The sequence below is a fragment of the Chryseobacterium pennipullorum genome (genome assembly GCF_003384725.1).
Classification (GTDB): Bacteria; Bacteroidota; Bacteroidia; order Flavobacteriales; family Weeksellaceae; genus Chryseobacterium; species Chryseobacterium pennipullorum.
Genome location: NZ_QNVV01000001.1, coordinates 34,590 through 59,973 on the forward strand (window position 1 = coordinate 34,590; position 25,384 = coordinate 59,973).

The 25,384-nt window shown below is 37.1% G+C and carries 26 protein-coding genes and 1 other RNA gene; 3 read left to right on the plus strand and 24 right to left on the minus strand.

All coding sequences use genetic code 11. From position 1 onward, the window contains the following. Positions 1-85: 85 nt before the first annotated feature. Positions 86-742 (plus strand): NAD(P)H-binding protein, encoded by a 657-nt coding sequence (locus DRF67_RS00155; protein WP_115925821.1) that lies wholly within the window; start codon positions 86-88, stop codon positions 740-742. A 29-nt stretch (positions 743-771) separates the two neighbouring features. On the opposite strand, the gene DRF67_RS00160 is transcribed toward DRF67_RS00155, so the two are convergent. From DRF67_RS00160 to DRF67_RS00230, 15 genes are all read right to left on the minus strand, one after another. Then, positions 772-1,287 carry a VOC family protein gene (locus DRF67_RS00160; protein WP_317047984.1) on the minus strand — a complete coding sequence of 172 codons (516 nt, stop codon included), beginning with the start codon at positions 1,285-1,287 and terminating at the stop codon, positions 772-774. 67 nt (positions 1,288-1,354) lie between these two features. Further along, entirely contained in the window at positions 1,355-1,930 is a 576-nt protein-coding gene (locus DRF67_RS00165) for a glutathione peroxidase (RefSeq protein WP_115925822.1), read from the minus strand. Between the two features lie 36 nt (positions 1,931-1,966). Further along, positions 1,967-2,629 carry a LolA-like protein gene (locus DRF67_RS00170; protein ID WP_115925823.1) on the minus strand — a complete coding sequence of 221 codons (663 nt, stop codon included), beginning with the start codon at positions 2,627-2,629 and terminating at the stop codon, positions 1,967-1,969. 123 nt (positions 2,630-2,752) lie between these two features. Further along, entirely contained in the window at positions 2,753-3,475 is a 723-nt protein-coding gene (gene kdsB, locus DRF67_RS00175; protein ID WP_115925824.1) for a 3-deoxy-manno-octulosonate cytidylyltransferase, read from the minus strand. 228 nt (positions 3,476-3,703) lie between these two features. Continuing rightward, positions 3,704-4,690 carry a phosphatase PAP2 family protein gene (locus tag DRF67_RS00180; RefSeq protein ID WP_115925825.1) on the minus strand — a complete coding sequence of 329 codons (987 nt, stop codon included), beginning with the start codon at positions 4,688-4,690 and terminating at the stop codon, positions 3,704-3,706. Positions 4,691-4,953: 263 nt separating this feature from the next. Then, complete coding sequence (locus DRF67_RS00185) at positions 4,954-6,207, minus strand: pyridoxal phosphate-dependent aminotransferase (protein WP_115925826.1); 1,254 nt, start codon at positions 6,205-6,207, stop codon at positions 4,954-4,956. Positions 6,208-6,234: 27 nt separating this feature from the next. Beyond that, a complete protein-coding gene (locus DRF67_RS00190) occupies positions 6,235-7,134 on the minus strand; it encodes a hypothetical protein (protein WP_123912686.1) in 900 nt (299 codons plus the stop codon). 17 nt (positions 7,135-7,151) lie between these two features. Further along, positions 7,152-8,867 (minus strand): phospho-sugar mutase, encoded by a 1,716-nt coding sequence (locus DRF67_RS00195; protein WP_115925828.1) that lies wholly within the window; start codon positions 8,865-8,867, stop codon positions 7,152-7,154. Positions 8,868-8,924: 57 nt separating this feature from the next. Next, the gene (locus DRF67_RS00200) at positions 8,925-9,626 is read right to left on the minus strand and encodes a GIN domain-containing protein (RefSeq protein WP_115926259.1); all 702 of its coding nucleotides are present in this window, start codon (positions 9,624-9,626) and stop codon (positions 8,925-8,927) included. A gap of 459 nt (positions 9,627-10,085) precedes the next feature. Then, complete coding sequence (locus DRF67_RS00205) at positions 10,086-11,192, minus strand: DUF2931 family protein (RefSeq protein WP_115925829.1); 1,107 nt, start codon at positions 11,190-11,192, stop codon at positions 10,086-10,088. A gap of 10 nt (positions 11,193-11,202) precedes the next feature. Further along, on the minus strand, positions 11,203-13,176 hold the full coding sequence (locus DRF67_RS00210; RefSeq protein WP_115925830.1) for a phospholipase effector Tle1 domain-containing protein: 1,974 nt from the start codon (positions 13,174-13,176) through the stop codon (positions 11,203-11,205). An 11-nt stretch (positions 13,177-13,187) separates the two neighbouring features. Then, entirely contained in the window at positions 13,188-13,664 is a 477-nt protein-coding gene (locus DRF67_RS00215; RefSeq protein WP_115926261.1) for a DUF4280 domain-containing protein, read from the minus strand. A 179-nt stretch (positions 13,665-13,843) separates the two neighbouring features. Next, positions 13,844-14,815, minus strand: coding sequence for a hypothetical protein (locus tag DRF67_RS00220; protein WP_123912687.1), 972 nt, complete (start codon positions 14,813-14,815; stop codon positions 13,844-13,846). Positions 14,816-14,926: 111 nt separating this feature from the next. Further along, positions 14,927-15,877, minus strand: coding sequence for a glycosyltransferase family 2 protein (locus DRF67_RS00225; protein WP_115925832.1), 951 nt, complete (start codon positions 15,875-15,877; stop codon positions 14,927-14,929). Between the two features lie 15 nt (positions 15,878-15,892). After that, positions 15,893-16,495, minus strand: coding sequence for a DUF4199 domain-containing protein (locus DRF67_RS00230; RefSeq protein WP_115925833.1), 603 nt, complete (start codon positions 16,493-16,495; stop codon positions 15,893-15,895). 131 nt (positions 16,496-16,626) lie between these two features. Between DRF67_RS00230 and ffs the strand changes: the two genes are divergently transcribed. Then, an RNA gene (ffs, locus tag DRF67_RS00235) (signal recognition particle sRNA small type) lies at positions 16,627-16,724 on the plus strand. 115 nt (positions 16,725-16,839) lie between these two features. On the opposite strand, the gene DRF67_RS00240 is transcribed toward ffs, so the two are convergent. The 7 genes from DRF67_RS00240 to gyrA form a co-directional block, all read right to left on the minus strand. Then, the gene (locus tag DRF67_RS00240) at positions 16,840-17,526 is read right to left on the minus strand and encodes a metal-dependent hydrolase (protein ID WP_115925834.1); all 687 of its coding nucleotides are present in this window, start codon (positions 17,524-17,526) and stop codon (positions 16,840-16,842) included. Positions 17,527-17,543: 17 nt separating this feature from the next. After that, on the minus strand, positions 17,544-17,855 hold the full coding sequence (locus DRF67_RS00245; protein WP_115925835.1) for a hypothetical protein: 312 nt from the start codon (positions 17,853-17,855) through the stop codon (positions 17,544-17,546). 22 nt (positions 17,856-17,877) lie between these two features. Next, on the minus strand, positions 17,878-18,324 hold the full coding sequence (locus DRF67_RS00250; protein ID WP_115925836.1) for an SRPBCC family protein: 447 nt from the start codon (positions 18,322-18,324) through the stop codon (positions 17,878-17,880). Positions 18,325-18,341: 17 nt separating this feature from the next. Beyond that, the gene (gene menA / locus DRF67_RS00255; RefSeq protein WP_115925837.1) at positions 18,342-19,271 is read right to left on the minus strand and encodes a 1,4-dihydroxy-2-naphthoate octaprenyltransferase; all 930 of its coding nucleotides are present in this window, start codon (positions 19,269-19,271) and stop codon (positions 18,342-18,344) included. A 76-nt stretch (positions 19,272-19,347) separates the two neighbouring features. Continuing rightward, complete coding sequence (locus tag DRF67_RS00260; protein ID WP_115925838.1) at positions 19,348-20,184, minus strand: 1,4-dihydroxy-2-naphthoyl-CoA synthase; 837 nt, start codon at positions 20,182-20,184, stop codon at positions 19,348-19,350. 217 nt (positions 20,185-20,401) lie between these two features. Continuing rightward, positions 20,402-21,427, minus strand: a complete 1,026-nt coding sequence (locus DRF67_RS00265) for a tetratricopeptide repeat protein (RefSeq protein ID WP_115925839.1) — start codon at positions 21,425-21,427, stop codon at positions 20,402-20,404. Between the two features lie 29 nt (positions 21,428-21,456). After that, entirely contained in the window at positions 21,457-24,042 is a 2,586-nt protein-coding gene (gene gyrA, locus DRF67_RS00270; RefSeq protein WP_115925840.1) for a DNA gyrase subunit A, read from the minus strand. A gap of 147 nt (positions 24,043-24,189) precedes the next feature. Between gyrA and DRF67_RS00275 the strand changes: the two genes are divergently transcribed. Further along, positions 24,190-24,507, plus strand: coding sequence for a DUF4286 family protein (locus tag DRF67_RS00275; protein ID WP_115925841.1), 318 nt, complete (start codon positions 24,190-24,192; stop codon positions 24,505-24,507). A 34-nt stretch (positions 24,508-24,541) separates the two neighbouring features. Here DRF67_RS00275 and DRF67_RS00280 read toward each other — a convergent pair whose 3' ends face one another. After that, on the minus strand, positions 24,542-24,760 hold the full coding sequence (locus DRF67_RS00280; protein WP_115925842.1) for a hypothetical protein: 219 nt from the start codon (positions 24,758-24,760) through the stop codon (positions 24,542-24,544). Between the two features lie 127 nt (positions 24,761-24,887). Further along, positions 24,888-25,379, minus strand: a complete 492-nt coding sequence (locus tag DRF67_RS00285) for a GNAT family N-acetyltransferase (RefSeq protein ID WP_115925843.1) — start codon at positions 25,377-25,379, stop codon at positions 24,888-24,890. Positions 25,380-25,384: the final 5 nt, after the last annotated feature.

Below are 25,384 nucleotides of genomic sequence, written 5' to 3' on the forward strand. Positions count from 1 at the left end.
AAAATGATGTTTAATAAATTTTTAATCTTTAATTCAAATTTAGTAAATTTAAGAAAGAAATATTCTTACGTCAAACCAAATTGTTATGAAAGCTTTAGTAATCGGTGCCACAGGCGCCACAGGAAAAGATCTCGTCAATCAATTGCTCAATGATAAGGCTTTTGAGGAAGTCGATATTTTTGTAAGAAAACCTGTTGATCTCAAAAATGAAAGGCTTAAGGTTCACGTTGTCGATTTCGAGAACCCTGAGGAATGGAAAAAAATGGTGAGAGGTGATGTCGCTTTTTCCTGTTTAGGAACCACCCTGAAGGCTGCCGGAAGTAAAGAGGCTCAGAAAAAAGTAGATTTTGATTATCAATATGAATTTGCTAAAGCTGCCAGGGAAAATAATGTGGAGGACTACATTTTGGTTTCTGCTTATGGCGCCAATCCAAAATCCCGTATTTTTTATTCTAAAATGAAAGGTGAGCTGGAAGAAGCTGTAAAGCAATTACACTTCAATAAAATCACTATTTTTAAACCTGGAATGCTGGAGCGTAAGAACTCTGAAAGAACAGGTGAAGTGTTGGGCAGCCGGATCATAAAGTTTGCCAATAAACTTGGATTGCTGGAAAGTCAGAAGCCATTGCCTACCGATATTCTGGCAAAAGCAATGATCAATTCTTCAAAAATCAAAAGCAATGGGTATTCCAGCATCAAGCTTGGAAATATTTTTTGTTTTGCCGAAAAGATGAACGATTAGACAAGTGAATGGGAGTGTATGGTAAGAATTTATTTGATGGTTTTGCTCCCCATACTTTTTCCTAATTTTTCATACTCCACATCATTAGGTTCCCACAGCTCTATTTTATTTCCTTCGATATCCATGATGTGTACAAACTTTCCATAATCGTACGCCTCAATCTTATCCAAAATAGTAACATTTTCTTTTTTCAGCTGTTCGACAAGCTTATCAAGATCCTGTACCCGATAATTAATCATAAAATCTTTCTCAGAAGGTTGGAAATATTTTGTTTTTTCGCTGAACGGACTCCATTGGCTAAAACCTTTCTTGGAATTGTCCGCCCCCTGATGCCATTCAAAAACGCTTCCATATTCATTGATTTCAAATCCCAGATGCTCTTTGTACCATTCTCTGATTTTTTTGGGATCCTTAGATTTGAAAAAGATTCCACCGATACCTGTAACTCTTTTCAGATCATCAGACTCTTTTTCTGTAACAGCTTTAAAAGCAAATCCTGATATAAAAGAAGCCAGGATACACAGGGCAAAAAATATTTTTTTCATGAGTTACTATTTATTTTATAACAAAAAAGTGGATTATAAAACCCACTTTAAACATACATTTTTTTATTTACTTTAAATGCTTCGTAATCGACTCACTTGTTGGTTTCGTAGTACTTACATACGAATCAATAAGCTTTCCGTTTTCATCGATCAGGAATTTGGTAAAATTCCATAAGATGGTTGAGTTTTTTACGCCGTTCAACTCTTTTTCTGTTAAATATTTAAAGATTGGTGCGGTATCATCACCTTTTACCGAAACTTTGGCTGCCATTGGAAACGTCACCCCATAGTTTTTCTGGCAAAATGTTCCAATTTCAGCATTGGTTCCCGGTTCCTGTCCTCCAAAGTTGTTAGCAGGAAAACCTACGATCACCAGTTTGTCCTTATACTCTTCGTAGACTTTCTCCAGGTCTGCATACTGAGGGGTAAATCCACATTCTGAAGCGGTATTGACAATCAGAATTTTCTTTCCTTTAAAATCTGCAAAGTTGATTTCTTTGCCATCAAGGCCTTCTACTTTAAAGTCGTATATCGTTTTTCCCATAAGTTCTTTGGTTTTAGCTTTAGAAATTTCACTTTTTTGATTGGTACAGCTTTGCAGAAAAGCTATAAAAGAAAACAGCAGTACAAAAATATTTTTCATTAGTTATAATGTTATACGGGTCAGCCCGCAGTTGAATTAAAATTTAAAAATATTGGCTGGAAAAACTTTATTAACGTCAATTCTGGTGAACAGCATTACATAATCACCGTCTTTTTTCTGGCTTGAAGATTCAATCCTGAAAGGCATCATCAGGTTTCCTACCTTTTTAAAGTCTGAATATACCAAGGTCTCATCTTTTTTTATTTCTTTGACAAGCATATAGGTATTGACATCAAAATAATACAGGTTCTTATTCACATTTTTGGTAAGCTGCACTTTATGACAGTAGACCTCTCCTATTTTTTCTTTTCCAAGATATTTGGCAGCAAATCCTTTATTCTCCCAGTCAATAAAATCGTTATCAAAACTCTCGGGAATATATTCAGGATATTCCTGAAGCTTATTTGCGGCATAATTCATTGCATATCCTTTCACCCCATCGTATCCCTCAATAGCTGTTTCTTTTCCTCCTGTCGTAATCAATGTTTTAGTAAGATTCGGGCGTTGCTGATAAATTTTTATGGGATACTCATCCTTTATTCCCAATACCACTTTTCCCTGTAGCAGTACCGAGTTCAACAGCTTCCAGTTTGTGAGTCCCCCGGAGAGTTCAATGTTTTTATCAATAATCTCCTTGGCGGTCTGTGCCCATGTCAGCTGTGAAAATATCAGTACAAATACTAAAAGTAACTTCTTCATTAATTTTATTTATAAATTCAAATATAGGGGGATTTGGGATAAAATGCAAAAAAGCCAGCGAAAGCTCATGACATGAAACTGCAGATTGCTGTATTCATTCACAATATCTTCTTTAGGTCTTAATTAAATCAATTTTCTTGCTTTTTCAAGATCTTCAGGGGTATCAATACCCACTCCTATGAAGTTGGTTTCTATCATTTTGATTTTCATACCATATTCCAGGTAGCGGATGCATTCTATCTTTTCTGATATTTCCAAGGGTTTCATTTCCAGCTGTGAAAACTGCAAAAGGGCCTCTTTCCTGAAGGCATAGACTCCGATATGCTTAAAATAGCTTACCTCGTAAGAAACTTCCCTGTGAAAGGGAATGACAGAGCGGCTAAAGTATAAAGCAAAACCGTTGTTATCGGTAATGACTTTGACATTATTAGGATTTTCAATTTCTTCTTTTTCAAAAAGCTGAATCTTCAAAGAAGCTAGGGAAATCTCCTGCTGCTCATCATGTTTAAAGACTTCGATCAGCTGCTGCAAAGGTTCCAGCTTAAGAAAGGGTTCATCACCCTGAACATTGATCACAATATCACAATCTATATTTTGTACAGCTTCTGCAATACGGTCACTTCCAGTTTCATGCTGTCCTGTCATGACTGCTTTTCCACCATTTTTCACAATTTCACCGAAGATGATTTCAGAGTCTGTGGCGACAAATACTTCATCAAACAATCCGGTATCCACCACATTCTGATAGGTAGTGGTAATAACTGTTTTTTCTCCTAAAATCTTCATTAGTTTCCCCGGAAACCGGCTTGCTTCATAGCGTGCAGGGATGACAGCAATTATTTTCATTAAGTAAAATATTTAATATATGTATTTTAATCCATTGAGCATGGTCTTTTGTATTCACAAGGGCAGTACTCATGGCCTATCTGAAGATCAAATTTAGTAAAAAACTACTGTATTCTACCCTAATTAAAAGGGTATTCTATCAATCGTTCCTGTTTTATCTTGGTATGAAGAGGAAAATTTTGCTTCATTAATGAGGATTTAGCAGGGGCACGCGAATGTTTATCAACCTCAGAAAGAGATTTTTACTCCCACCATATTATACTCCCATTGACGAGAGGCAATAAGGTCCAGTTTGTATTTTTTATTTTTTCCTGCGGAATTGGAAATGGTATATCTGCTTTTTGAGATGGTTTTTCCTATAAAATACCCCATCAAAAGAGCTAGAGGGTAGTCAGAAGCCCAATGTACCTTACTCTGCATCATCTGAAAGGCCAGTGCACCTGCCAGCGTATACCCTACCGGTTTTATCCATATAGCATCCGGATAATTGTCTGCAATAACTGTTAACCCAGCCATAAATGTTGTAAGATGTCCGGAAGGCATTGCATCATAGTTCGATGTGTTTTTACCATATGCCGCGAAGCTCGGAAACGGGTTCCAGGCCCCTCCTTTATGTCCATATTCTTCAGCAATGAAAGGGCTCTCCCTTCCTGTAATTCTTTTTATGGTTTGAGTAAAAACACCGGAAAGAATCAAACTTTCCATCAGCCCGCTGGCTGTAGCCTGTGCCCTGTAATCATTTTTCAGCAAGCCATAAGCTCCAAAACCAATCCCCAGCAATACCACAGTAGAGCCATTTCCTATGAGATACAGTGTGGAACCGATATCTTTTGGAATCTTTACAACACCTGCAAGCTTGGTATAATTATTATCTTTATCCATTCCCCACCTTTCCCCCAATTCTCTTGAATTGTCCGTTAATTTCTGATCAAAAGGTAAAAGGATCAATGTCGCGGCAACAGCTCCACCCAAATAATAAGCATGGTCCTGGGATACAAAATTTTTGTTGGTGTCAATAAAGTTTCTGGGCAATTTGGTTACAAAATCCAGTAATTTCGGTTTGGCATATATCCGGACAGAACCGTCTTGTAAGGTATATGCCTGTACTTTTGGCAATTCAGGTTCATGTGTTAATTCTTTTAGGTTCAATGTATCAACTTCCTGTGAGGATACCCATATTGAAAACGGCAATAATAGAAATTTCAGTTTTTTCATCGTTGTAATTTTCACTTTTTTTAATTCTGGCGTGTAAAAGCCGCAAAGGTAATTCCTGTTCGGGTATCGTACAAAGCAGTGGCTTACTTTTAATGTTTATTTAATTTTTTATTCGCGATAAAGAATTATCTCTTCAAAATCCAGTAAAAGTAATCTGTAGCCACCCATGGTTAGGCAATAAAAAAATACCAGTGTAACGATACCAACTTATATAAAAATCGGTACACTGTTACACTGGTATATTTATCGATTAACTGCTCCTGCTATTTCAAGCTATTCAAAGCGTTTTCAAGTCTAGGAATCATCACTTTGATCTCATCAACAGCTAATCCTCCAACGGAAGCACGGAACCAAGGTTCTGATTTTTCTTCTCCGAATGCTGAGAATGGTACCAGAGCTACTCCAGCTTCATTAATCAGATAAAACACAAGGTCTGAAGAGTTCTCAATCACCGTTCCATCCGGTTTTGTTTTTCCAATGTAGTCTAATTTGATAGTAAGATAAAGGGCTCCCATGGGTTCAATACTGTCTACTGCAAGTCCTTTTCCTTTTAAATCCTGCACTCCACCGTGAAGAACCTTTAAGCTTTCCTCAAGTTTTGACTTAAAGTCTTCAACGAAAACGTTTACGTTTTCCGGGTTTTCATAAAATTTTGCAGTTGCTTCCTGCTCTGGTTTTGGTGCCCATGCTCCAACGTGTGTAAGAAGTGCCTTCATCTTATCAAGGATATGAGCCGGACCGAATCCCCATCCAACACGTACTCCTGTAGCTGCAAGGCATTTTGAAATCCCATCAATATAAATGGTATACTCTTTCATTTCAGGGAAAAGAGAAACCGGATCTACGTGCTCCGCCCCGAAAGTAAGATTAGAATAAATCTGATCATACATCAGGTACAGTGGCTTTTCATCCTCACCTCTTTTTTTGTTTTCAGCAATCACCAGCTCACATATTTCTGAAAGTTGTTCTCTGGTAAACATTGTTCCTGTAGGGTTCAATGGTGAACAAAGTGCCAGCAAAACCGCTCCGTCCAGGTGAGGTCTCAAATCATCTGCAGTCGGAAGAAAGTTCGTTTCAGGCTTTGTTTTTACTTCTACGGCATTAGCAGAGGTAAGATATGCATAGTGGTTGTTATTCCACGATGGTGTAGGGTATACGACCTTATCCCCTTCGTCTACAATTGTCTTATATACGGCATAGATCAAGGGTCTTGATCCTGCAGTAATCAATATATCGTTCGGAGAATAATCAAGATTCCATCTGTTTTTAAGGTCTTTAGAGACTTCTTTTCTTAAAGATAAAAGTCCGTTGGCAGGCGGATAATTGGTCAGATTATTCTGATATGCTTTCTGAATTTCTTCCTTCAGCAATGCTGGAATAGGATAGATATTAGAATTCAGATCACCAATAGTAAGGTTGGCAATTTCCGCTCCTTTTGCTTTTAGATCATTTACTTCGTTACCAATTTTTACAATTTCAGAACCGATCAGGTTCGCTGCTAATTTTGAAACTTTCACTTTATTCTTATTTAAAATTTACTAATATTATCTTCTCAGATTAATTTTATCATCTATTTGTTCCGCGGGGACGTTGGCATCATACGCGGCTATTAGTTCTTTAGTTTTTTTGGCGGTTGAGGAGTTAGGATATTTTCTGATGAGCGTATTATAGGCTTCTTTTTTATCCTCATAGATCACTCCTGCTTCACTATCATAAATCCTATCGCTATCCATTCCCAGAAGATAATCCAGCAAATAATCATGATATTTATTTTTTGCGGCCTTTATCAATGGACTTTTAGGATATTGACTAATAAATTTTTCCCACGCAATCAGTCGTTCTCCCAGTTCCTCCCAGGTAATCAAAAGTCCACCATTTACGGCATAGTTTTCCTGATCATCTTTTGCCATCAGCGAGATGTAGGCTTGATAATCAGGAGTTACTTTATTTTTAAAAACTGACTCATAATATCCCGGCAATGAATGAATTTCTGTAAGTCCCTCTCCCATTTCACGGAATTCAAGGCCTGCTTTATTCAATTCGGCAGCCATTTTTTTTATGTTATCCGGCAAATGCCCGGTTCCCGGTTCATTCGTGTGATAATCTATATATTTATCTAATATCTCAGTTTGTGAAATATTTAAACAATCAGTATATTTTTCTCTGATTTTAATGTAGTCATCATACACTTTAGTGTTCTGTTCCGGACTGTTTCCAGCCATCTCCTTGTTTATCTTATTACTATACCACTGAAGAGCCATAATATAGTCTTCCATTTTATTATTGGGAGAGCAAGCTGTATCAATCGGTTTGTACTGATTTTCTTTGGTTTCGTTTTTGGCAACCGAATTACGAATCGGTTGTTCTTCTGAAACTGCAGTTTCCTTTTTGCATGAAACTGCAATTGCAGAAAGCAGGCAAACTGCCATTAATTGTTTTATCATCCGCTAATCTCAGAAAATTAGTCCAGTTGTAAATCTGTTTTAATGGCTCCGATTTTAGCTTCCAGTGATTTTAATTTATCTCTGAAATCCGCTTCTGAAGTGATCGAATCTTTTACAGAAACATAGAACTTTATTTTCGGTTCTGTCCCTGAAGGTCTTACACAAACCTTCGTACCATCCTGAGTATAATAGATTAATACATTGGATTTCGGGATGTCATTCATTACTTTTTTCTCGTTGGTAGAAACGGTAAGGCTGGTCTGCTCTTTAAAGTCCTTCACTTCTTCCACTAATGAACCTGCCAATTCTTTCGGCGGGTTTTCGCGGAAGTTTCTCATCATGTTCTGAATCTCTTCGGCACCTTCTTTCCCTTTTCTCACAATATTGATCAGTCCTTCATAATACATTCCAAGATCCTGGTAGATCTCAATCATGTACTGATACATTGTTTTTCCGTTTGCTTTACACCAGGCTGCAATTTCGCAAGCCAGGATGATACTTCCGCAAGAATCTTTATCGCGGACAAAGTCTCCAGTCATAAAGCCAAAACTTTCCTCGCCTCCACACACAAACTTCTGAGTTCCTTCCGCTTCACGGATCATTTTTCCGATCCACTTGAATCCTGTAAGCCCCACTTTACATTCAACACCAAATTTCTGGGCAATGTCAAAGAAAATGTCGGAAGTTACGATTGTAGAACCAATGAATTCTCTGCCGGTAATTCTTTCCTGCTTTCTCCATTCGTTAAGGATATAATAGGTAAGGATTGTATTGGTTTGATTACCATTCAGCAATTGCATTTCGCCATCGAGATTTCTTACCGCAATACCCAATCTGTCCCCATCGGGATCCGTTCCGATCACGATGTCGGCATTGGTTATTTTTGCGAGATCCATCGCCATTTCCAGTGCAGCCGGCTCTTCAGGGTTCGGAGAATCTACTGTTGGGAAATTTCCACTTGGGATCATCTGTTCTCTAACAAGATCCACTTTTTTGAATCCAGCCTTTTCCAATGCTTTCGGAACAGTAGTATAGGTAGTTCCATGGATGGATGTGAAAACAATATTTAAATTTTCTTTTCCAACGTTCTGATAAGTAGAGTTTTCGATACATGCATCGATATACACATCATCCTGCTCCTCTCCGATCCATTCGATCAGATCATCATTTCCGTTGAATTTAATTTCTTCAAATTTTACAGAATATACTTCATTGATGATGGCTTCATCGTGGGGAGGAACAATTTGAGCTCCGTCATTCCAGTATACCTTGTAGCCATTGTATTCCGGCGGATTGTGAGAAGCTGTCAATACAATCCCTCCATTACATTTTTTATCACGAACCGTGAAAGATAGTTCCGGGGTTGGCCTATGGTCTTTGAAAAGCAATACTTTAATTCCGTTGGCTGTCAAAACGTCCGCTACCAGTTTCCCGAATTCTTTTGAGTTGTTACGAACATCATAAGCGATGGCCACCTTAATCTCTTCACCTTTGAACTGTTGCAGCATATAGTTTGCCAATCCCTGAGTAGCCTGCCCTAGTGTATATTTATTCAAGCGGTTAGTTCCTACTCCCATGATTCCACGCATTCCACCTGTCCCGAATTCAAGTTCTCTGTAGAAAGAATCTTCCAGGTCAGGAGAATTTCCGTCGATTAATAGCTGTACCGCATCTCTCGTCTCTTTATCGAAGGTATCACCTAACCAAAGTTTCGCTTTTTCTAATGTATTCATATTTGTATTGTTGTTCTTTTATAGTTTGTTAAGTTCCTAGTTTAAATAATGCTGTTTTTAATCCAGCTTTTTGTTTTCGACTTTTGTCGTTTTATCAATTTTAAACGCTCTGATCGGATCGTTATAATAGACAAATTTTGCTGTGTTCTGGATATGTCCTTTTAAAGAATCTTTTACATTCACTTCCGCATAATTCCCATTTTTGGAATCGATATTCAGGTTGGTAATTTTCCAATAAGGAGCAATTAAACTTGCTGTATCCGATATTTTGATGAGGGCATCTTTAGTGAGCCCCAAAAAGTTGGCCCTGCTTCTGTTATGCATTTCCACTTCTGCTCTTCTGGTATTTACAGACCCCATGAAACTTGCATTATTTTTCATATTAAGTCTGAAGTTGTCTGTCTTTATTTCACTTGAAATATTCACTTCCACAGAATCGGAAACAGCTACTTTTTCCAGATTATATTTTGAATAAATCGTTATATTATAAAAATCTACTCCTTTTGTGCCTCTTTTTTCTTTGATGAAAAGTGTTTTGTCCTTCACATCTACATCCAGATTGCTTGCCACATTCGGATAGGTCTCTATTTCTACAAAATTTTTAGGCCCTCTTGCATAAAATACACGGAACTTCCCTTCCAAATCAAGGTTTACAAATTCCGATACATCCACATCTTTCTTTTCAATGTTCCCTTTCGGAGAAATTTTTCCACAGGAAACTACTGCAGCCAGCATTATTGTGTACAATACTTTCTTCATATTATTTTTAAAATATTCTATATATGATTCGTAATAACAAGCCGATGTTATACTCCCGAAATTTCCCGGGTTATTTCTCACCATATAAGGAAACTTTCAGTATTAAATTTAAACAAAAATAGGATTAAAATTTTTAAAAATCTTTGTCTTTTGACAATAAAATACCTGATAAGTTTCAATTTTTCAGTTTCCATATGGTGGTATTTTTTATAGACAGCAATAAAAAAACACCCAATAAATGGATGTTGTTCTTTTTATACTCTGATTCTACTTAATTTTTTTTAAGTTTTCCAAAAAATATTTTTAATATTTATATCACCTTGATGATATTTTCAATATAAATATACCTTCTAACCACTCCAAATCTTAGCTATTTTTGTTTATCCAATTTAATCTTTTTAACACTAAAAAATTGCAAAACAATCAATAACGAGAGTAATATTGGGAATAGCTTATTTATCATTGATCAAATGTCATATCGAAAATATCGACTTGTACGTTAGGAATTTCTTGTTCTATATGATTTTTCTTCAGGTATACTTTACCGGTTTTAAAGTCTGGTGATAGTTTTAAATGAATCTCAAAATCCTTCTGCCCTATTTTTGCATAAAAATCTTTAAATAATTTTACAAGCTCCTGCTCACGACCTCTTTGCACCTCGTACGTCTGTTTTTGAGGTTCTTGTCCATTTACATTGCCTGGATAAACACGAATTGTAAATTTTCTTCCAGCCGAAGTTTCAAATTGTCCATCTATCTCTAATGGAATTGCTTTGGGAGAGGACTTGGTTAAGTAATCTATTTCAGAGATACATCGTGCATTCTCTCCATTGATATAGTTGACTATTATATCTTTTTCTTTTAAATCAAAGGAATTGTTAAAATCTGCTATTTTAAAAGTATAGCTCCATGGATAATGGAGGTTAATATCTTTCCAAATCTGGGTATTGATTCTTTTTTCTGAAATTTCCTGCTGCGTTTGAAGAGGCATTTCTTTAATTTTATCATCAACATATGTTTGACGAGTCGCTCCTTCTCTTGTTATTCTCATTTCACTTAAATAATCATCTACAAAGTATTCCTTAGCCTGATAACTTCCTACCAAAAGAGAATTCCCACCCAGTAAATAAAGAAATACCTGCCCACCGGGAGCAATGGATACTTTAAAATATTTATAATTAGAACTTTCTTTACAGTTTAGTCCTTCTTTAAAAAGTGCAGACAATTTTTCATAATCCAATTTAAAATCGCCTTCATAAAACTTATCTTCCGCATAAGAAAACCATCTGATCTTCATCCCAAAAGGAACAGAACGATATTGTTCTCCAGCGATAACAACCCCGGAATCTCCGCTCCACCATTGAGACGACAAAGTCATATCAGCAGGAATCCCTGCAATATCTTCATGCTTTTCATTATAAAAAGTACCCCCTTTTATCTCCATTGGATACCCCATATCGGCAGTTGTCAAAATCAACCATTCGTACTTGTTATTCATATTGTTTATTTTTTCACAACTATAAACTAGCAGTCCAATTATCAGCAATAGTCCTAATAATTTCTTCATAATATTTTTTTTAACCTTTTAAAATATCCCGTTCGGGTTTTCCGTTTATATAACGTCCATCCATGGTTAGTGTAGCATCATCCTTGTTTGAACGATGAAGGTATTTATTGCGAACCCACATTAACTGCACCTTTGGCAGAGTAACTGTAAGAGAATTGATACCATCATTAGTAATTGCATAATCATACAATTCATGCTTTACAGGTTGTAATTCTTTTGATACTGTATATATGTTATCAGTTGTTTTTTTAAACACCATTTTTCCATATTTCTCACAAAAAGTTTTCATAATTGCAAAAGGAATATATTGATAGCTATTAGACAGCCCGTTTCTTACCCCATATAATGTATATAAATGACTGTAAGAAAGGGTATCCAGTTTAGAAAAATTGGTTTTAAGCTCTTTTGTAATCATAAACTGCTCCGGCTGATACCATCCTTCTTCAATATAACGTTTTTTTATTTTTTCCAGTTCTTTTTTCGCTGCACTCTCATTATCTCCATAGAGCATGTATTCTCCTAAGTATCTTTTTTCGTCGCTTATTTCACCGTACCCACCGCCAATATCTGAATGCACTCCCGGCATCGTAAGCTGGTAACCTACTCCCGCTTTTACAGAACTATCAATATTAGTCAATTTAAAATTATTCCTGTATTCATCAGCAGCAGTCAACTGTACGATCTTTTTTGCTCTCCCTTTTAATTTTAACTGAAGTTCAATCACATCATTTAAATGGAGGATACCATAGGATGCAACGGTATCAAACAACCCGATAAAGTTAAAGGTAATTTCTTTAGAACTTTTTAAATTCAGATAAATCGCAATTAACGAGTCCTGGGACAAAAAATATCTTGCCGCTGCCGCACCCCGGCTGAAACCAAATACATTGATGGTTACTTTACCAATAGATATTTTATTAGCAAAATATTTTTCATTAGCCAGATCCTTCATTTGCTGTACTCCCCGCTGCACTTTATCTTTAATACCTCTCATATAAATAGCGATACCCGTCCCCAATGCTCCTCCGGGAAAAGTCTGATCCTTTTTTTTATCTTCAGTACCTATCCCTTCGGTATAAATTTTAATAATATCTTCATTTTTTTTAACCTCATTATTCATATACAGTAAAGCTACATTGGAGTAGAAATTAGTATAACTATCATCCTCTTTATTACTTTTTCTGTTATAAACATCTGTTTTTCCAATCCTTTCTGTAGTATTGGTCATATTGTTCATAGTTCCATCAAAGAACATATTGAAAACTACGTCTCTCTTAGATTTATTATCCTGTTTAGGTTTGTTGTCAGGGGCACTAACTACAATTGGCTTATTCGTCTGCTGCGGTTTATCAACATGTTGTGCCAGCTCATTTTGTATAACAAGCTGAATTTTTTCTTCTGTACGATTGATGTAATTTTTATATTCCGCTTTAATATAATACTCGTGTTCGCTTTCATCGATCCAGTCTTTTTTGTTCAGAGCATCCTGATAGAGACTGAGTTGATTAAAATACAGATAGGCAAAACCTTTATCATCTACACCGCTGGTTGTAGAAGTACCCATCGGCCGATCTTTAGTAGTTTCCGCTTCGTAAATAGATATTTCCAGGGAATCTCCCTTTGGAATATTGATTGTTTTAATGGCTAACTGTATTTTATCCAGATAGCCTACCTTTCTTTTTCCTATCGGTTTACCTCTGAAATCCTGCCATTCTATGGATAGGATTTTTGGATTTCCCAAAAGAATAAATAAATCAATAGAATGCTCAATATTTTTACCACTCTTAACCACTACAGCAATAAGTCTTACTTTCTTTCCTGCCAGATTAGGGTGAAATTTAAAAGTTCCCGCAGCGTTCGTCGACAGTATCTTACCATTGTATTCTATTTTCCACTCTTTTACTTTTGGATTTCCTGTGACGGCCAGCAGGCTGTAGCTGTATGATTTATAAGTAAGAGGTCTTGTTTCTCCTATAATTTTCATCAATGTGTTTTTTAAAGTTTAACAATATCCTCTTCCTCCTCTGCAATTTCTTCTTTCCTCAAATCAATAAACGGAAATACTTCTGCAAGCACCTCAGGGCGTGCATTATCTATGTTTTGTTGAGAAATTTCCGCTGTTTGTCCGTGGTTGACAATGGTAATACAATCCGGGCTTCCTATCGGACAGGTCGCTTTACTGTCTTCCAACAGCGCTTTCCCACTATTATCTTCCAGCGTAATGTTCTTATAGTAGCTGCTCCATTGGGTGATGGTAACCTGACAAGGATTATTGTTCATTTTGGCACAACTTCCAAAGGTATTCTTCTCAAAAGTTTTACCAATATCTGCGTGAGTAGCCATCAGCTTACTGCTGCCTTCCTTATCGTTAATGTATCGTTTGCTTTGGGTTTTCACCAGCAATTTATCCGGAGCTGTGCCGAACTGGCATATACAGACAGCTCCCTGGCATACTAAATGTTTCTCGCTCATTATGTTTTGTGTTTTTACTTTTTTATTTTGTTCTGAAGCTTCCATGAAATATCTAAAAGATAGATCATTCTCTCTGGAAACTTATTATTCCGGTAACAAAATAGGTCGAAATTTAAGTATGTCCTGTTTTTTTAGGGGCACAATATATTCCATACTATTAATTTCAATGATTGGGTATATTAAATATAAGATTTCTGCTGATATACTTCAATAGCAATACCAACTTCCTTATTTTGATGAAATGCTGATAATTTCCCTATTACTGAAGAAATAGTTTTTGTCTCCTCATTAAGCTGATAAAGAAGATCAAGAGAGCCATTTTTCAAATCTGCTGCAATGGGAGTATTTATTTGTTTCCCTTTTATATGGATAAGAATTTTATTATATTCCGTCAGTGTTTTTTGCAGCGAAAAGACGACTGTATAAGAAATAACCTCTTTCAGAGAGGGAAAATAAAAGTTAAGCATTTCTTCTTTCTGGTAATCAGGATATAAAGTGTACAGCGGCATAAAGTAAATTGCATAAAACAGATTCTGATGCAATACTTCTGTACTCCCGCTCATGTTTTCGTAAAACCGGTTTAGCTTCCCGATCGTTTCATCTGCTACCTTGCCTTCATAATATTGATGTATTCTGGGATAATATTCTTCTTTCCAGCGATTTTTGATCTCATTTACGTTGAGTATCCCCTCTGCTCGCCCATCTTTTTTTAAAGAAATTTCTAATGGATAAAGTGCCTTACTCGCAGTTTCCATAAGCTTTTCTAACATCAATTCCACTTCCTGATCATTGACGTATATTTTTTTTCTCACAATAGATAAAGCCATCCCCTGTTTTCGTTGAATATCAACAAGGTAGTGTATTCTTGTTTCTGGTAAAGCAGTGGTCATCACTACACCATAGGTAGATTTTTCGGGGGTCCCAGGAAGTATTATTTGTGGAGTAAAGAGACTTTTCTCTTTCCGTTTACTTTTCTTGTCAGCAGGGATATAAATATATTTAAGGTATTTCGGTAGATTTCCGGGAATAATTTCGTGCAGAGCACAATGCTGATTGTGAAAGGCAATCAGTTCTTCTTTAGAAATATCATATTCGCTGGAAAGGGAATCCAGGTCGGTAATATCTTTAATTTTAATTCTAGTATTTTCCATTTGTGTGTTTTTCATCTTACACTAAGATCGGGAAAATAATGTTTAAAAAAAATATCTCAGAAAGAAAACTTCTGAGATATCATATGTTTAATAAAGTATATAAATTTAAAATTATATCACTTCATCAATAGTATAGTTTTTATGTTCACGGTTGGTTCTGATAATCATTTCACCCAGGAATCCTGCGATGAAAAGTAGAGTCCCCATGATCATCATCGTTAAAGCAATAAAGAACCATGGGTTGTTGGTAATCAGATGGCCATAAATTCCTCTTGCAACATCAATTAGTTTTGAAATCCCCAGCCAAAGCGCAGAAAGAAAACCGAAAATAAACATTAAGGTTCCAACCGCTCCAAAGAAATGCATAGGCCTTCCTCCAAAACGACTTACAAACCAAAGGGTTACAAGATCCAGAAATCCCCTTATAAATCTTTCTGTTCCGAATTTTGAAGTACCGTATGGTCTTGCCTGATGCTGAACTTCTTTTTCTGTAATTCTTCTGAAACCGGCATTAGCTGCCAGTACCGGAATATAACGGTGCATATCTCCGTAGACATCTATGGATTTTACAACCTGTCTTTTATACGCTTTCAATCCACAATTAAAGTCATGAAGCTCAACTCCTGAAACTTTTCTGGCGGCTGCATTGAACAATTTCGAAGGAATATTTTTCGTCATTACGTTATCAAAACGTTTCTTCTTCCATCCGGAAACGATATCGTAATTATCAGCCATCACCATATTGTACAGTTCCGGTATTTCTTCAGGAAAATCCTGCAAATCAGCATCCATGGTAATCACCACATCTCCGTTTGTTCTTTCAAAGGCAGCGTGAAGAGCCTGTGACTTTCCGTAATTTCTGGAAAATTTAATGGCGTGGATCTGAGGATACTGAACTTTCATATTCTCAATAATACTCCACGACAAATCCGTACTGCCATCGTCTACAAACCAGATTTCATAAGATAAGCTGCTGTTTCTGCAGACTTTATCAATTCTGGAAAAAAGCTCTTCCAGAGAGTCTTCTTCGTTCAGTAACGGAATTACTATAGATAAATTCATTTAATTTTAATAAAATTATTCTTTAATCTCTTCTTCGGGCTGATAAATGCTTCTTGTTCTGAAAAATGCGCCGAAAAACACCGACAAAACTACGTAAAATATAAGAATTGCTGCAAAATATCCTGAAAAATGACTTGCGGTAAGCATATCTTTTCCTTTAACAGCTTCCGGGGTGAAGCTTTGAAGTCTTTCGTTGTATTTCTGATCCAATTCATCAATGTCTTTCTGATGCTTTAGAATTTTTCTGGCCGAGGTATATTCTGTATCCAGTTCGCTCTTTTGCCTCTGTACATATTGATAGTTCAGCAGTTTCTTGGCATCAGGATCTACAAAATTCAAGAAAGTATACATACTGAATATAGAAAGAATTCCTCCGATAAACATGGGAACGAAAGCCCTTTTGAATGCTTCTTTAAAACTAACTACTTTATGGCTGTTCCAATACAGTTTCACGGACCAGAACGCAGCACCGGCATATAGAATAGGCAACACAAAAGCATTGGCCTTCAGTGAGATATCAAAATAATTGATTCCCGATAAAAAAAAGTATACTACAAAAAAAACAATCATTGTAGCGATAAAAAGTATAATTCCTAGTGTTGATGGACTTTTCGTCATATTTAAAATTTTAGAAAAAAGTTGAAAAATTATTCCTCTAAATGTCAGCCGTTTAGCTTTACCACTGCATTTTTTCGACTAATTTTCTCTGATAAAGTTTTGAAGTTTATAAAATATTCCTACCTTTGCAACGGCAAGTCCTAAACAACCAGCTCCTGAGAATCCTCCAGGGTGGGAACGCAGCAAAGGTAATCGGTCGTAGCGGTGTGATTTAGGTAGCTTGCCATTTTTTTTTGGTTTAAAGTGAGAAGAGAGGTAATTGGATAATTATCTTTTTTTGTTTTTAATACCTTCAGCATTATTTTCATTTTTCCTATTTTCAGATTACCCCTATTCATCATTAATTAAAATTCGAACGTCTCCCCCAGTTTTGGTAAAACAAGCTCTATATTTCTATCTGCAAAATGCTTTAAGGCACTTTCATGATTGATCTCAATAGCAGGAAAAGTATCGAAGTGGCATCCGATCACTTTTGGAGTTTTTAATAATTCTGCTGCTGCAAAAGATGCTTTTCTCGGACACATTGTATAGTGGCTCCCAATAGGAAGGATAGATAGATCGATATTTCCGTATAATCTTGGAAACAGCTCCATATCAGCCATTACTCCGGTATCACCTGCCAGATAAATATTTTTTCCTTCAGGAAGTCTGAAAATATATCCTACAGGAACGCCCCCATAGCTTCCATCAGGGAATGAACTGGTGTGGTGAGCCGGAACCATGGAAATTTTAAGATCGTCGATTTTTGCCGATCCCCCTAAGTTCACATCGTCTGTGTTTTTTGCTTGTTTAAAGTATCCGCATACTTCCGGTACTCCAATTACCGTAGCGTCTGGATAATGTTGCAGTACCTCTGCCACATCCGCAATATGATCTCCATGCGCATGGGTCAGAAGAATGTAATCAATTTTTTGAGCGGTGATATCAAAGCCTGATTCCGCTTTTCTGTAGTTGTAGAAAGGATCGCATAAAATGGTTTTGTCTTTGTATGTAAACAAAAAACAGTTTTGTCCTAAGAATTGTATTTTCATTTTAAATTTATTTTTAATTAGTGGCTGTATACCGGACCTGTAACGACTACGGATGATACATAAATTTGATAAAGTGCCCATCCGGCATAGATGAGCAGTACGATCTGAAAAAGGAGCGACCAGATTGAAGGCTTCACTTTTCCTGTTAAAAGCAATACTGAAATCAAAACATTACCGATTATAAGAACAGTAGTAAAAGCCGCTATAGCACTGATCTCCATAAACGACAAGTCTAGACAGAATTCTTTAATAAACTCAAAGAAAAACAGACCTGCCATCAGCAATGACAGATACGTAATAATTTTATGAGAAGGCATTGTATTTTTCATTCAGCAGAAATCAAAAAAAAGATCATTTCTGAGGAAATTTATCTTCAATGAGGCGTAACCTGATATTATGCTCTAAAAAAGCTTTACAACCGTCTAAAACAGTCGTAAAGCCTCCTGTATTGTCGTTAACCGCTTTTAAAAGATCTTCACCTGTCTCGCTGAACCCATAGCTTTTAATGACAACCAGAGTACCATTCTCCATCGTTTTGAATTCATAATCTACCTTTACTGATGGTTCTCCCCACTCTGTTTTTATCAGCTGGTTCGGGATCATCTGATGAACTTTTACGACGTTTTTCACACCGTACATTTCCCATTCCCAGGTCACCGTTTTTCCTTCTTCAAGTCTTCCGGTAGATTTTGTGAACCAGAAATTGGTTGTTACTTCAGGATTGATAAATGCTTCAAAGACCTCTTCAACCGGTTTTCTGATCAGCATTTGAGCTTCAACAAAGGCAGTAGAATTCATGATATAATATTTTTAGGTTAGTTAAATAAATTAAGCCCGGCTGCCGTTAGGATAGCCATGACAAAAGTCATAATCCCAACCTGCTTTAAATATTGATCCAATTCTCTGGGCTCTTTTACCGACATAATATTTCTTCTCAGTTTTGCCAGCGGGAACAGCAAGATCATCACAATGAATACATAATAATTCTGCGCCTGTATAAATCCGTTTATTCCTAAAAATATCAGGATGAGCACGAGAGGAAGCTGCAGAAGGATCATTTCATAGATCATTGCATTTTTGAAACCTATCCTCAGCGCGAAACTGTTCTTTCCAGATAACCTGTCGCTTTCGATATCGCGCATATTGTTAAGATTAAGCACGGCCATGCTCATCATCCCCACTGCCGTTCCCGGCAACAGCATATCCCAGCTGAAAGTTTTTGTAAACAAGAAGTAGCTTCCACAAACAGATACAAGTCCAAAGAAGATGAAGACAAAAATATCCCCAAGCCCCATATAACCATAAGGTTTTTTACCTACCGTATATCCTATTGCTGCCAGAATACACGCCACTCCCAGTCCTATGAAGATATAAAATTCATTCATGTATTCAGGAATAAAGGCCACGTACAGTAAAGAAACCGTAGCAATGAAAGATAATACCGAGAAGAGAATCACCGCATTTTTCATCTGTACGGCAGTAATTTTTCCTGAGGCTACCGCTCTTGCTTCTGCTTCATTGATTCTTTTGGCATCGGTTCCTTTTACCCCGTCTCCATAATCATTGGCATAGTTTGATAAAATCTGATACAAAAGGGTTACCAAAAGTGCCAATACAAAAATTTTCCAGTCCCATATTCCACCTTCTCTGTAAAGTCTCCACTTTGCAATGAAGGCTCCCATGATAATCCCGCTTAAGGAAAGCGGTAAAGTTCTTAGCCTTGCGGCTTTTATCCAATCAGTCATAATTTGTATAATGTATGATGTACAATGTAAAGAATTTTGATTTAATCAATACTTTTTACATTGTACTTTTACAATTTTAAGATATCCATTGATCTTCTCCGAAGTTCGGCTTTCTTTTTTCAAGGAATGCATTTCTTCCCTCTTTAGCTTCTTCGGTCATATAAGCTAAACGGGTTGCCTCTCCGGCAAACACCTGCTGTCCTACCATTCCATCATCTGTAAGGTTCATGGCAAACTTCAACATTCGGATGGACATCGGAGATTTCCCTAAGATTTCCTGAGCCCACTCATAAGCAGTATCTTCCAATTCCGCATGAGGAACAACTTTGTTCACCATTCCCATTTCAAAAGCCTCCTGAGCTGAATAGTTTCTTCCTAAAAAGAAGATTTCACGAGCTTTCTTCTGGCCCACCATTTTCGCCAGGTAAGCAGATCCATATCCACCGTCAAAACTTGTAACATCGGCATCGGTTTGTTTGAAAATAGCGTGTTCTTCACTTGCTAAAGTAAGGTCACAAACCACATGAAGAGAGTGTCCGCCTCCAACAGCCCATCCCGGAACTACTGCGATAACCACTTTCGGCATGAAACGGATCAAACGTTGAACTTCCAGAATATTTAAACGGTGTCTTCCATCTTCTCCAACATATCCCTGATCTCCCCTTGCTTTTTGATCTCCGCCACTGCAGAAAGCCCAGCCTCCGTCTTTAGGGCTTGGTCCTTCTCCGGAAAGCAGAACAACGCCTATGGAAGGGTCTTCAGAAGCATCATAAAAAGCATCATATAATTCTGAAGTTGTCTTTGGTCTAAAAGCATTACGCACTTCCGGCCTGTTAAAAGCAATTCGTGCTACACCATTACATTTTTTATAAGTAATATCTTCGTATTCCTTAGCGGTTTTCCACTCGATCATTTTGTTAAAATTTTTCTCAAAGATACGGAATTGCAGAGAATTTTCAGGGGTGAATTTAGACGAGTATTTGTATTTAGGAAAGGGTACTCCGGGGTTGGAAACAAAGAATTTTTTAAGCGTTGAAAATCACTGAAAATTCAATGGATAAGTACCCCTTTTTTGCATAAAAAAGCCGGAACATTTCTGCTCCGGCTTATGATATTGAGTAATGAAATGATTACTTGGCTGCTGCACCTAGCTCAATTTCTTTAGCTTTCATTTCTTTTACTTTATCGTTATTCTTAGTTACGATGTAAATTTCTTTTAATGTGGTAACCGCATCAATGCTCTTAGGAGCTACTTTATACCATCCTTCAGCGAATGGCAAAGCTTTGCTGAACCTTTCTCTTCTGGCATCAATTAATTTAGACGCTTCGTCCGGCTTTTCTTTTCTAATGGCATTGATATCTGCTACAGCTTTACCATCATCACCAATGGTAGTGTATACCAAGTTCTGATAAGCTTCAGCAAAATCCGGCTTCAACTCTATTGCTTTTTTAAATGATTCTAAAGCATCATTAGCAGTAGCAGGAGTTTTAGACTGCATTACCCCCAGATTATACCAGTTGGTAGGATCATTAGGGTTCTTAGCCAATTGCTCTTTCAATCCGGTCACAAACTTATCTGTATTTCCTGACTGAAGGTACGCATTAGTCTGAGCTTCTTTTAATTTAGCATTGTTAGGGAATTTTACCAATCCCTTTTCAATGATCACAAGGGCCTCATTAGACTTTTTAGCATTAAGCAGCAATGAAGTAAGTGTTTCATACAGCTCAGCCTCTATACTTTTCGTCTGTTCTGTTTTGAAATCGGAATAGTCCGGGTTCTTTTTCATAAGATCCCATGTCGCCTTATCCAGGTTAACCACCTGTCCGCTTTTCTTTTCTTTTGCGGTATATGTTGTTTCTACTCCAGTAAATCCGGAATTAACCAGGTCAGTATATATTTTGATGGATTGATCACTGTTATTGGCTAACGCGTGACTAAGCCCTGCATAATACATATAAATTTTATTATCCTGACCGTTAGCCTTCAATAAGTCGTAAACTTCTACAAACTTAGGCGCTGCTGCTGCATAATTTTTTGCATTGTATGCATCCATAGCCGCTTTGTTGGTAGCCTGAAGCTGAGCATTAACATCACCTTTCTGTCCGAAAACAAAAGCTGATGCTACGATAGCCATTCCTAAAATTAGTTTCTTCATAATAACTATTTTATATTTAATTGTACAATTTATTCTTCAGAGTCGGAGTTTTCATTTTCCTCTGCAGAAGTTTCTTCTTCAGACTGAGGTGCAGCATCATTATCCTGATGGTCTACCAATCTTTCTTCTCCTTCTTCAATTTCTTCAGAATCATCCTCTACATCTTTATCCATTTCTACTTTTGCAATGGCTGCAATTTCGTCATTTTTCTTCAGATTGATCAGTTTTACTCCCTGCGTATTTCTACCCATCACTCTCATTTCATCCATTCCCATTCTGATGGCAACACCGGATTTATTGATAATCATAAGACCATCCTCATCTGTTACGTTTTGGATTGCGATCAGATTTCCTGTTTTCTCGGTAATGTTCAGGGTAATAACTCCTTTTCCTCCTCTGTTTGTAATTCTATAGTCTTCTACTGCAGTTCTTTTTCCGTATCCTTTTTCAGATACCACAAGCACCGTCTCGTTCTCTACATCATTCACAACAATCATACCAATTGCTTCATCATTATCATCCATGGCAATACCACGAACTCCGATAGATCCTCTTCCTACTTCTCTTACTTTCTCTTCAGGGAAACGGATACATTTACCGTTTTTGGTCGCAATCATAATCTGAGAAGTCCCGTTGGTAAGGTAAGCACCTAATAACTGGTCATTATCTCTAATTTCAATAGCATTCACCCCGTTTACTCTCGGTCTTGAATATGCTTCCAGAGATGTTTTCTTGATGGTTCCGTTCTTGGTGACCATTACAACACTCATCTGATTCACATATTCTGAATCTTTAAGGTTGTTGGTTCTGATATAGGCTTTGATCTTATCATCCGGCTCGATGTTGATAAGGTTTTGTACAGCCCTTCCTTTTGACGTTCTGGAGCCTTCCGGAATTTCAAATACTCTCAGCCAATAACATCTTCCTTTTTCTGTAAAGAACAACATGTACTGGTGATTGGTTGCAGAAACAATATATTCTAGGAAATCGGAATCTCGTGTGGTTGCGGCTTTATTTCCTACACCTCCTCTACTTTGAATTTTGTATTCTGAAAGGGAAGTCCTCTTAATATATCCTGCGTGAGAGATCGTAAGAACTACAGATTCATTCGGAATAATATCTTCAATAGACATTTCTCCTCCTGAATAATCAATTTCTGTTCTTCTTTCGTCTCCGTACTTTTCTTTGACCTCGATCAATTCGTCTTTAATGATCTGGAATCTTCTTGGCTCGCTGGCCAGGATGTCCTCAAGATTGGCAATCTCTTTCATAATTGCATCATACTCATCACGGATCTTATCAAGCTCCATTCCGGTAAGACGTGCCAATCTGAGATCAAGAATAGCCTGAGCCTGAATTTCTGAAAGCTCAAAAGCTTCGATCAGACCTTCTTTTGCAGCCTGAGGGTTTGCACTGTGACGGATAATAGAAATAGCTCTATCTAAAGCATCCTGACTTCCGATTACTTTCATGAACCCTTCAAGAATATGCGCTCTTTCTTTTGCTTTTTTAAGCTCGTACTGCGTTCTTCTTATGATCACTTCATGTCTGTGATCTACAAAGTGATGAATGATATCTTTCAGATTCAGCTGCTCAGGTCTTCCATTAACTAACGCAATATTATTTACGCTGAAAGAAGTCTGTAGTGCTGTATATTTATATAGCAAGTTCAGGACAACATTCGGGATCGCGTCATTTTTCAATTCATAGACAACACGAAGTCCTTTTCTGTCCGACTCATCTCTGATCTCATAGATTCCAGGAATTTTTTCGTCTTTAACGAGTTCTGCGGTTCTGGCAATCATTTCCGCTTTGTTTACCTGATAAGGAATCTCCGTAACAATAATTGCATTTCTGTTTCCGATCTCATCAAAGCTCACTTTAGCTCTAAGGACTACTCTTCCTCTACCCGTGTGGAAAGCATCTCTTACCCCGTCATATCCATAGATAATACCTCCTGTAGGAAAATCCGGAGCAATAATATGCTGCATCAGCTCATCGATCGTAATTTCTTTATTATCAATATAAGCACAGATGGCATCTACGGATTCAGAAAGGTTGTGGGGCGCCATATTCGTAGCCATTCCCACTGCAATCCCTGAAGTACCGTTTACCAAAAGGTTCGGTATTTTAGTAGGCATTACAGTAGGCTCCTGCAAACTGTCGTCAAAGTTATTCTGGAAATCTACCGTTTCCTTATCCAAGTCTGAAAGTACCTCATCGGAAATCTTTTTCAGTCGGGCCTCCGTATAACGCATTGCTGCGGGTGGGTCACCATCCATAGAACCAAAGTTACCCTGCCCGTCTACCTGAGGGTAACGCAGACTCCAATCCTGGGCCATTCTTACCATCGCATCATATACTGAGGAATCTCCGTGCGGGTGATATTTACCCAATACATCCCCAACAATTCTTGCAGATTTTAAATATTTTCTATTAGAAAAAACCCCTAATCCATACATACCGTAAAGCACTCTTCTATGAACGGGTTTCAAGCCATCTCTTACATCCGGCAACGCTCTCGAAACGATAACGGACATCGAATAATCGATATAAGATGACTTCATTTCATCAACGATGTTGATAGGAATCAGTCTTTCTCCTTCTTTTTGCATAAACAAATTTATTATAATGATAGTCAGACCCTTAGCTGATAGTCTGAAAATTATTTATTTCCAATTTTTATTAACGGGCTAATTTACGAAAAAAATGCCGATTTTTGTGTTAGAATTTATCCACAAAATCTTAAAAATTCTTAAAATATGAGCGTATTAAGTATAACTTTCCACTGCACAAAAAATAATCTGGAAGAATGGGAAAATTATATTGATGAAACACTGATTTTAATGACTGAAAACTTAATGGATGTCAACAAATATATCCTTTCTGAAGTCCACAGTGATTATATTGATGATGAAGGGAAAAATTACAATCTTCTGCTGATGTTCGATAACGAAACTTTGCGGACTGATTTTATTGAAAGTGAATTAAAAAATATTGCGGAACGGATTGAGAAAAAATTTGGCCACGAGGTAATGATTTTTAATACCTTCCTGAATCCTAAGAAATCCAGACTTTGATACACAAACCCCTGAATTTTCAGGGGTTTATTTTTTAGTGTCTATGTCTGCCATGGTTTCTGCGGCCGTGCCCTCTGTCATCATAGATATATACTTTTTTTACATGACCCGGAGCATAATGTCTGGCGCTTCCACCGTACACTTTTTTAGCGTGGCCCGGAGGAAGTCTTCTGCCATGAGGCTCGTGAACAATACACGAAGACAACATGAACAATACGGTAGCTACCCCGATACCTTTAATCAAACTTTTCATTATTTTCACTTTTTCAAACTTAGTGTTGGAATATAACAATGTTAATGCCAAAAAAAGAGATTAATTTTAATCTTAAAGGTTGTCTGAAAAAAAGTATAGACGTTGATGGTTCCTGTATCCTTTCCTATCAAACAAGAGCACTTCTTTTCTCCATCATAATAAGATCTTTCCATTCACCGTTGAGCTTTCCTATTTTTTTGCGGACTCCTACCATTCTGAAACCGTTTTTCTGGTGAAATTTGATTGAGATTTCATTTTCGGGAAAGATATTGGTTTGTAATGTCCAGAATCCATGATCCTCACTGTCCAGAATCAGCTTCTTTAGCAATATGGAACCCAAACCTTTACCCTGGTATTCATTATCAAAATAAATACTCACTTCTGCAACGCCTTTAAAGCATTCGCGTTTGCTTACCGGTTTTAAGGCACACCATCCTACCACTTCGTTATTTTCATTCTCCAATACCCAACGGCAGTCGTTGAAATATTCCATACTCCATGCTTCAGCAGTTGGAACCTCCGTTTCTAATGTGGCAATTCCGCCATCTACTCCCTGTCTGAAAATTTCAAGAACTCTGTTTTCATCACTGGGTATCATTTCTCTTAATTCGTAATTCATTGTGT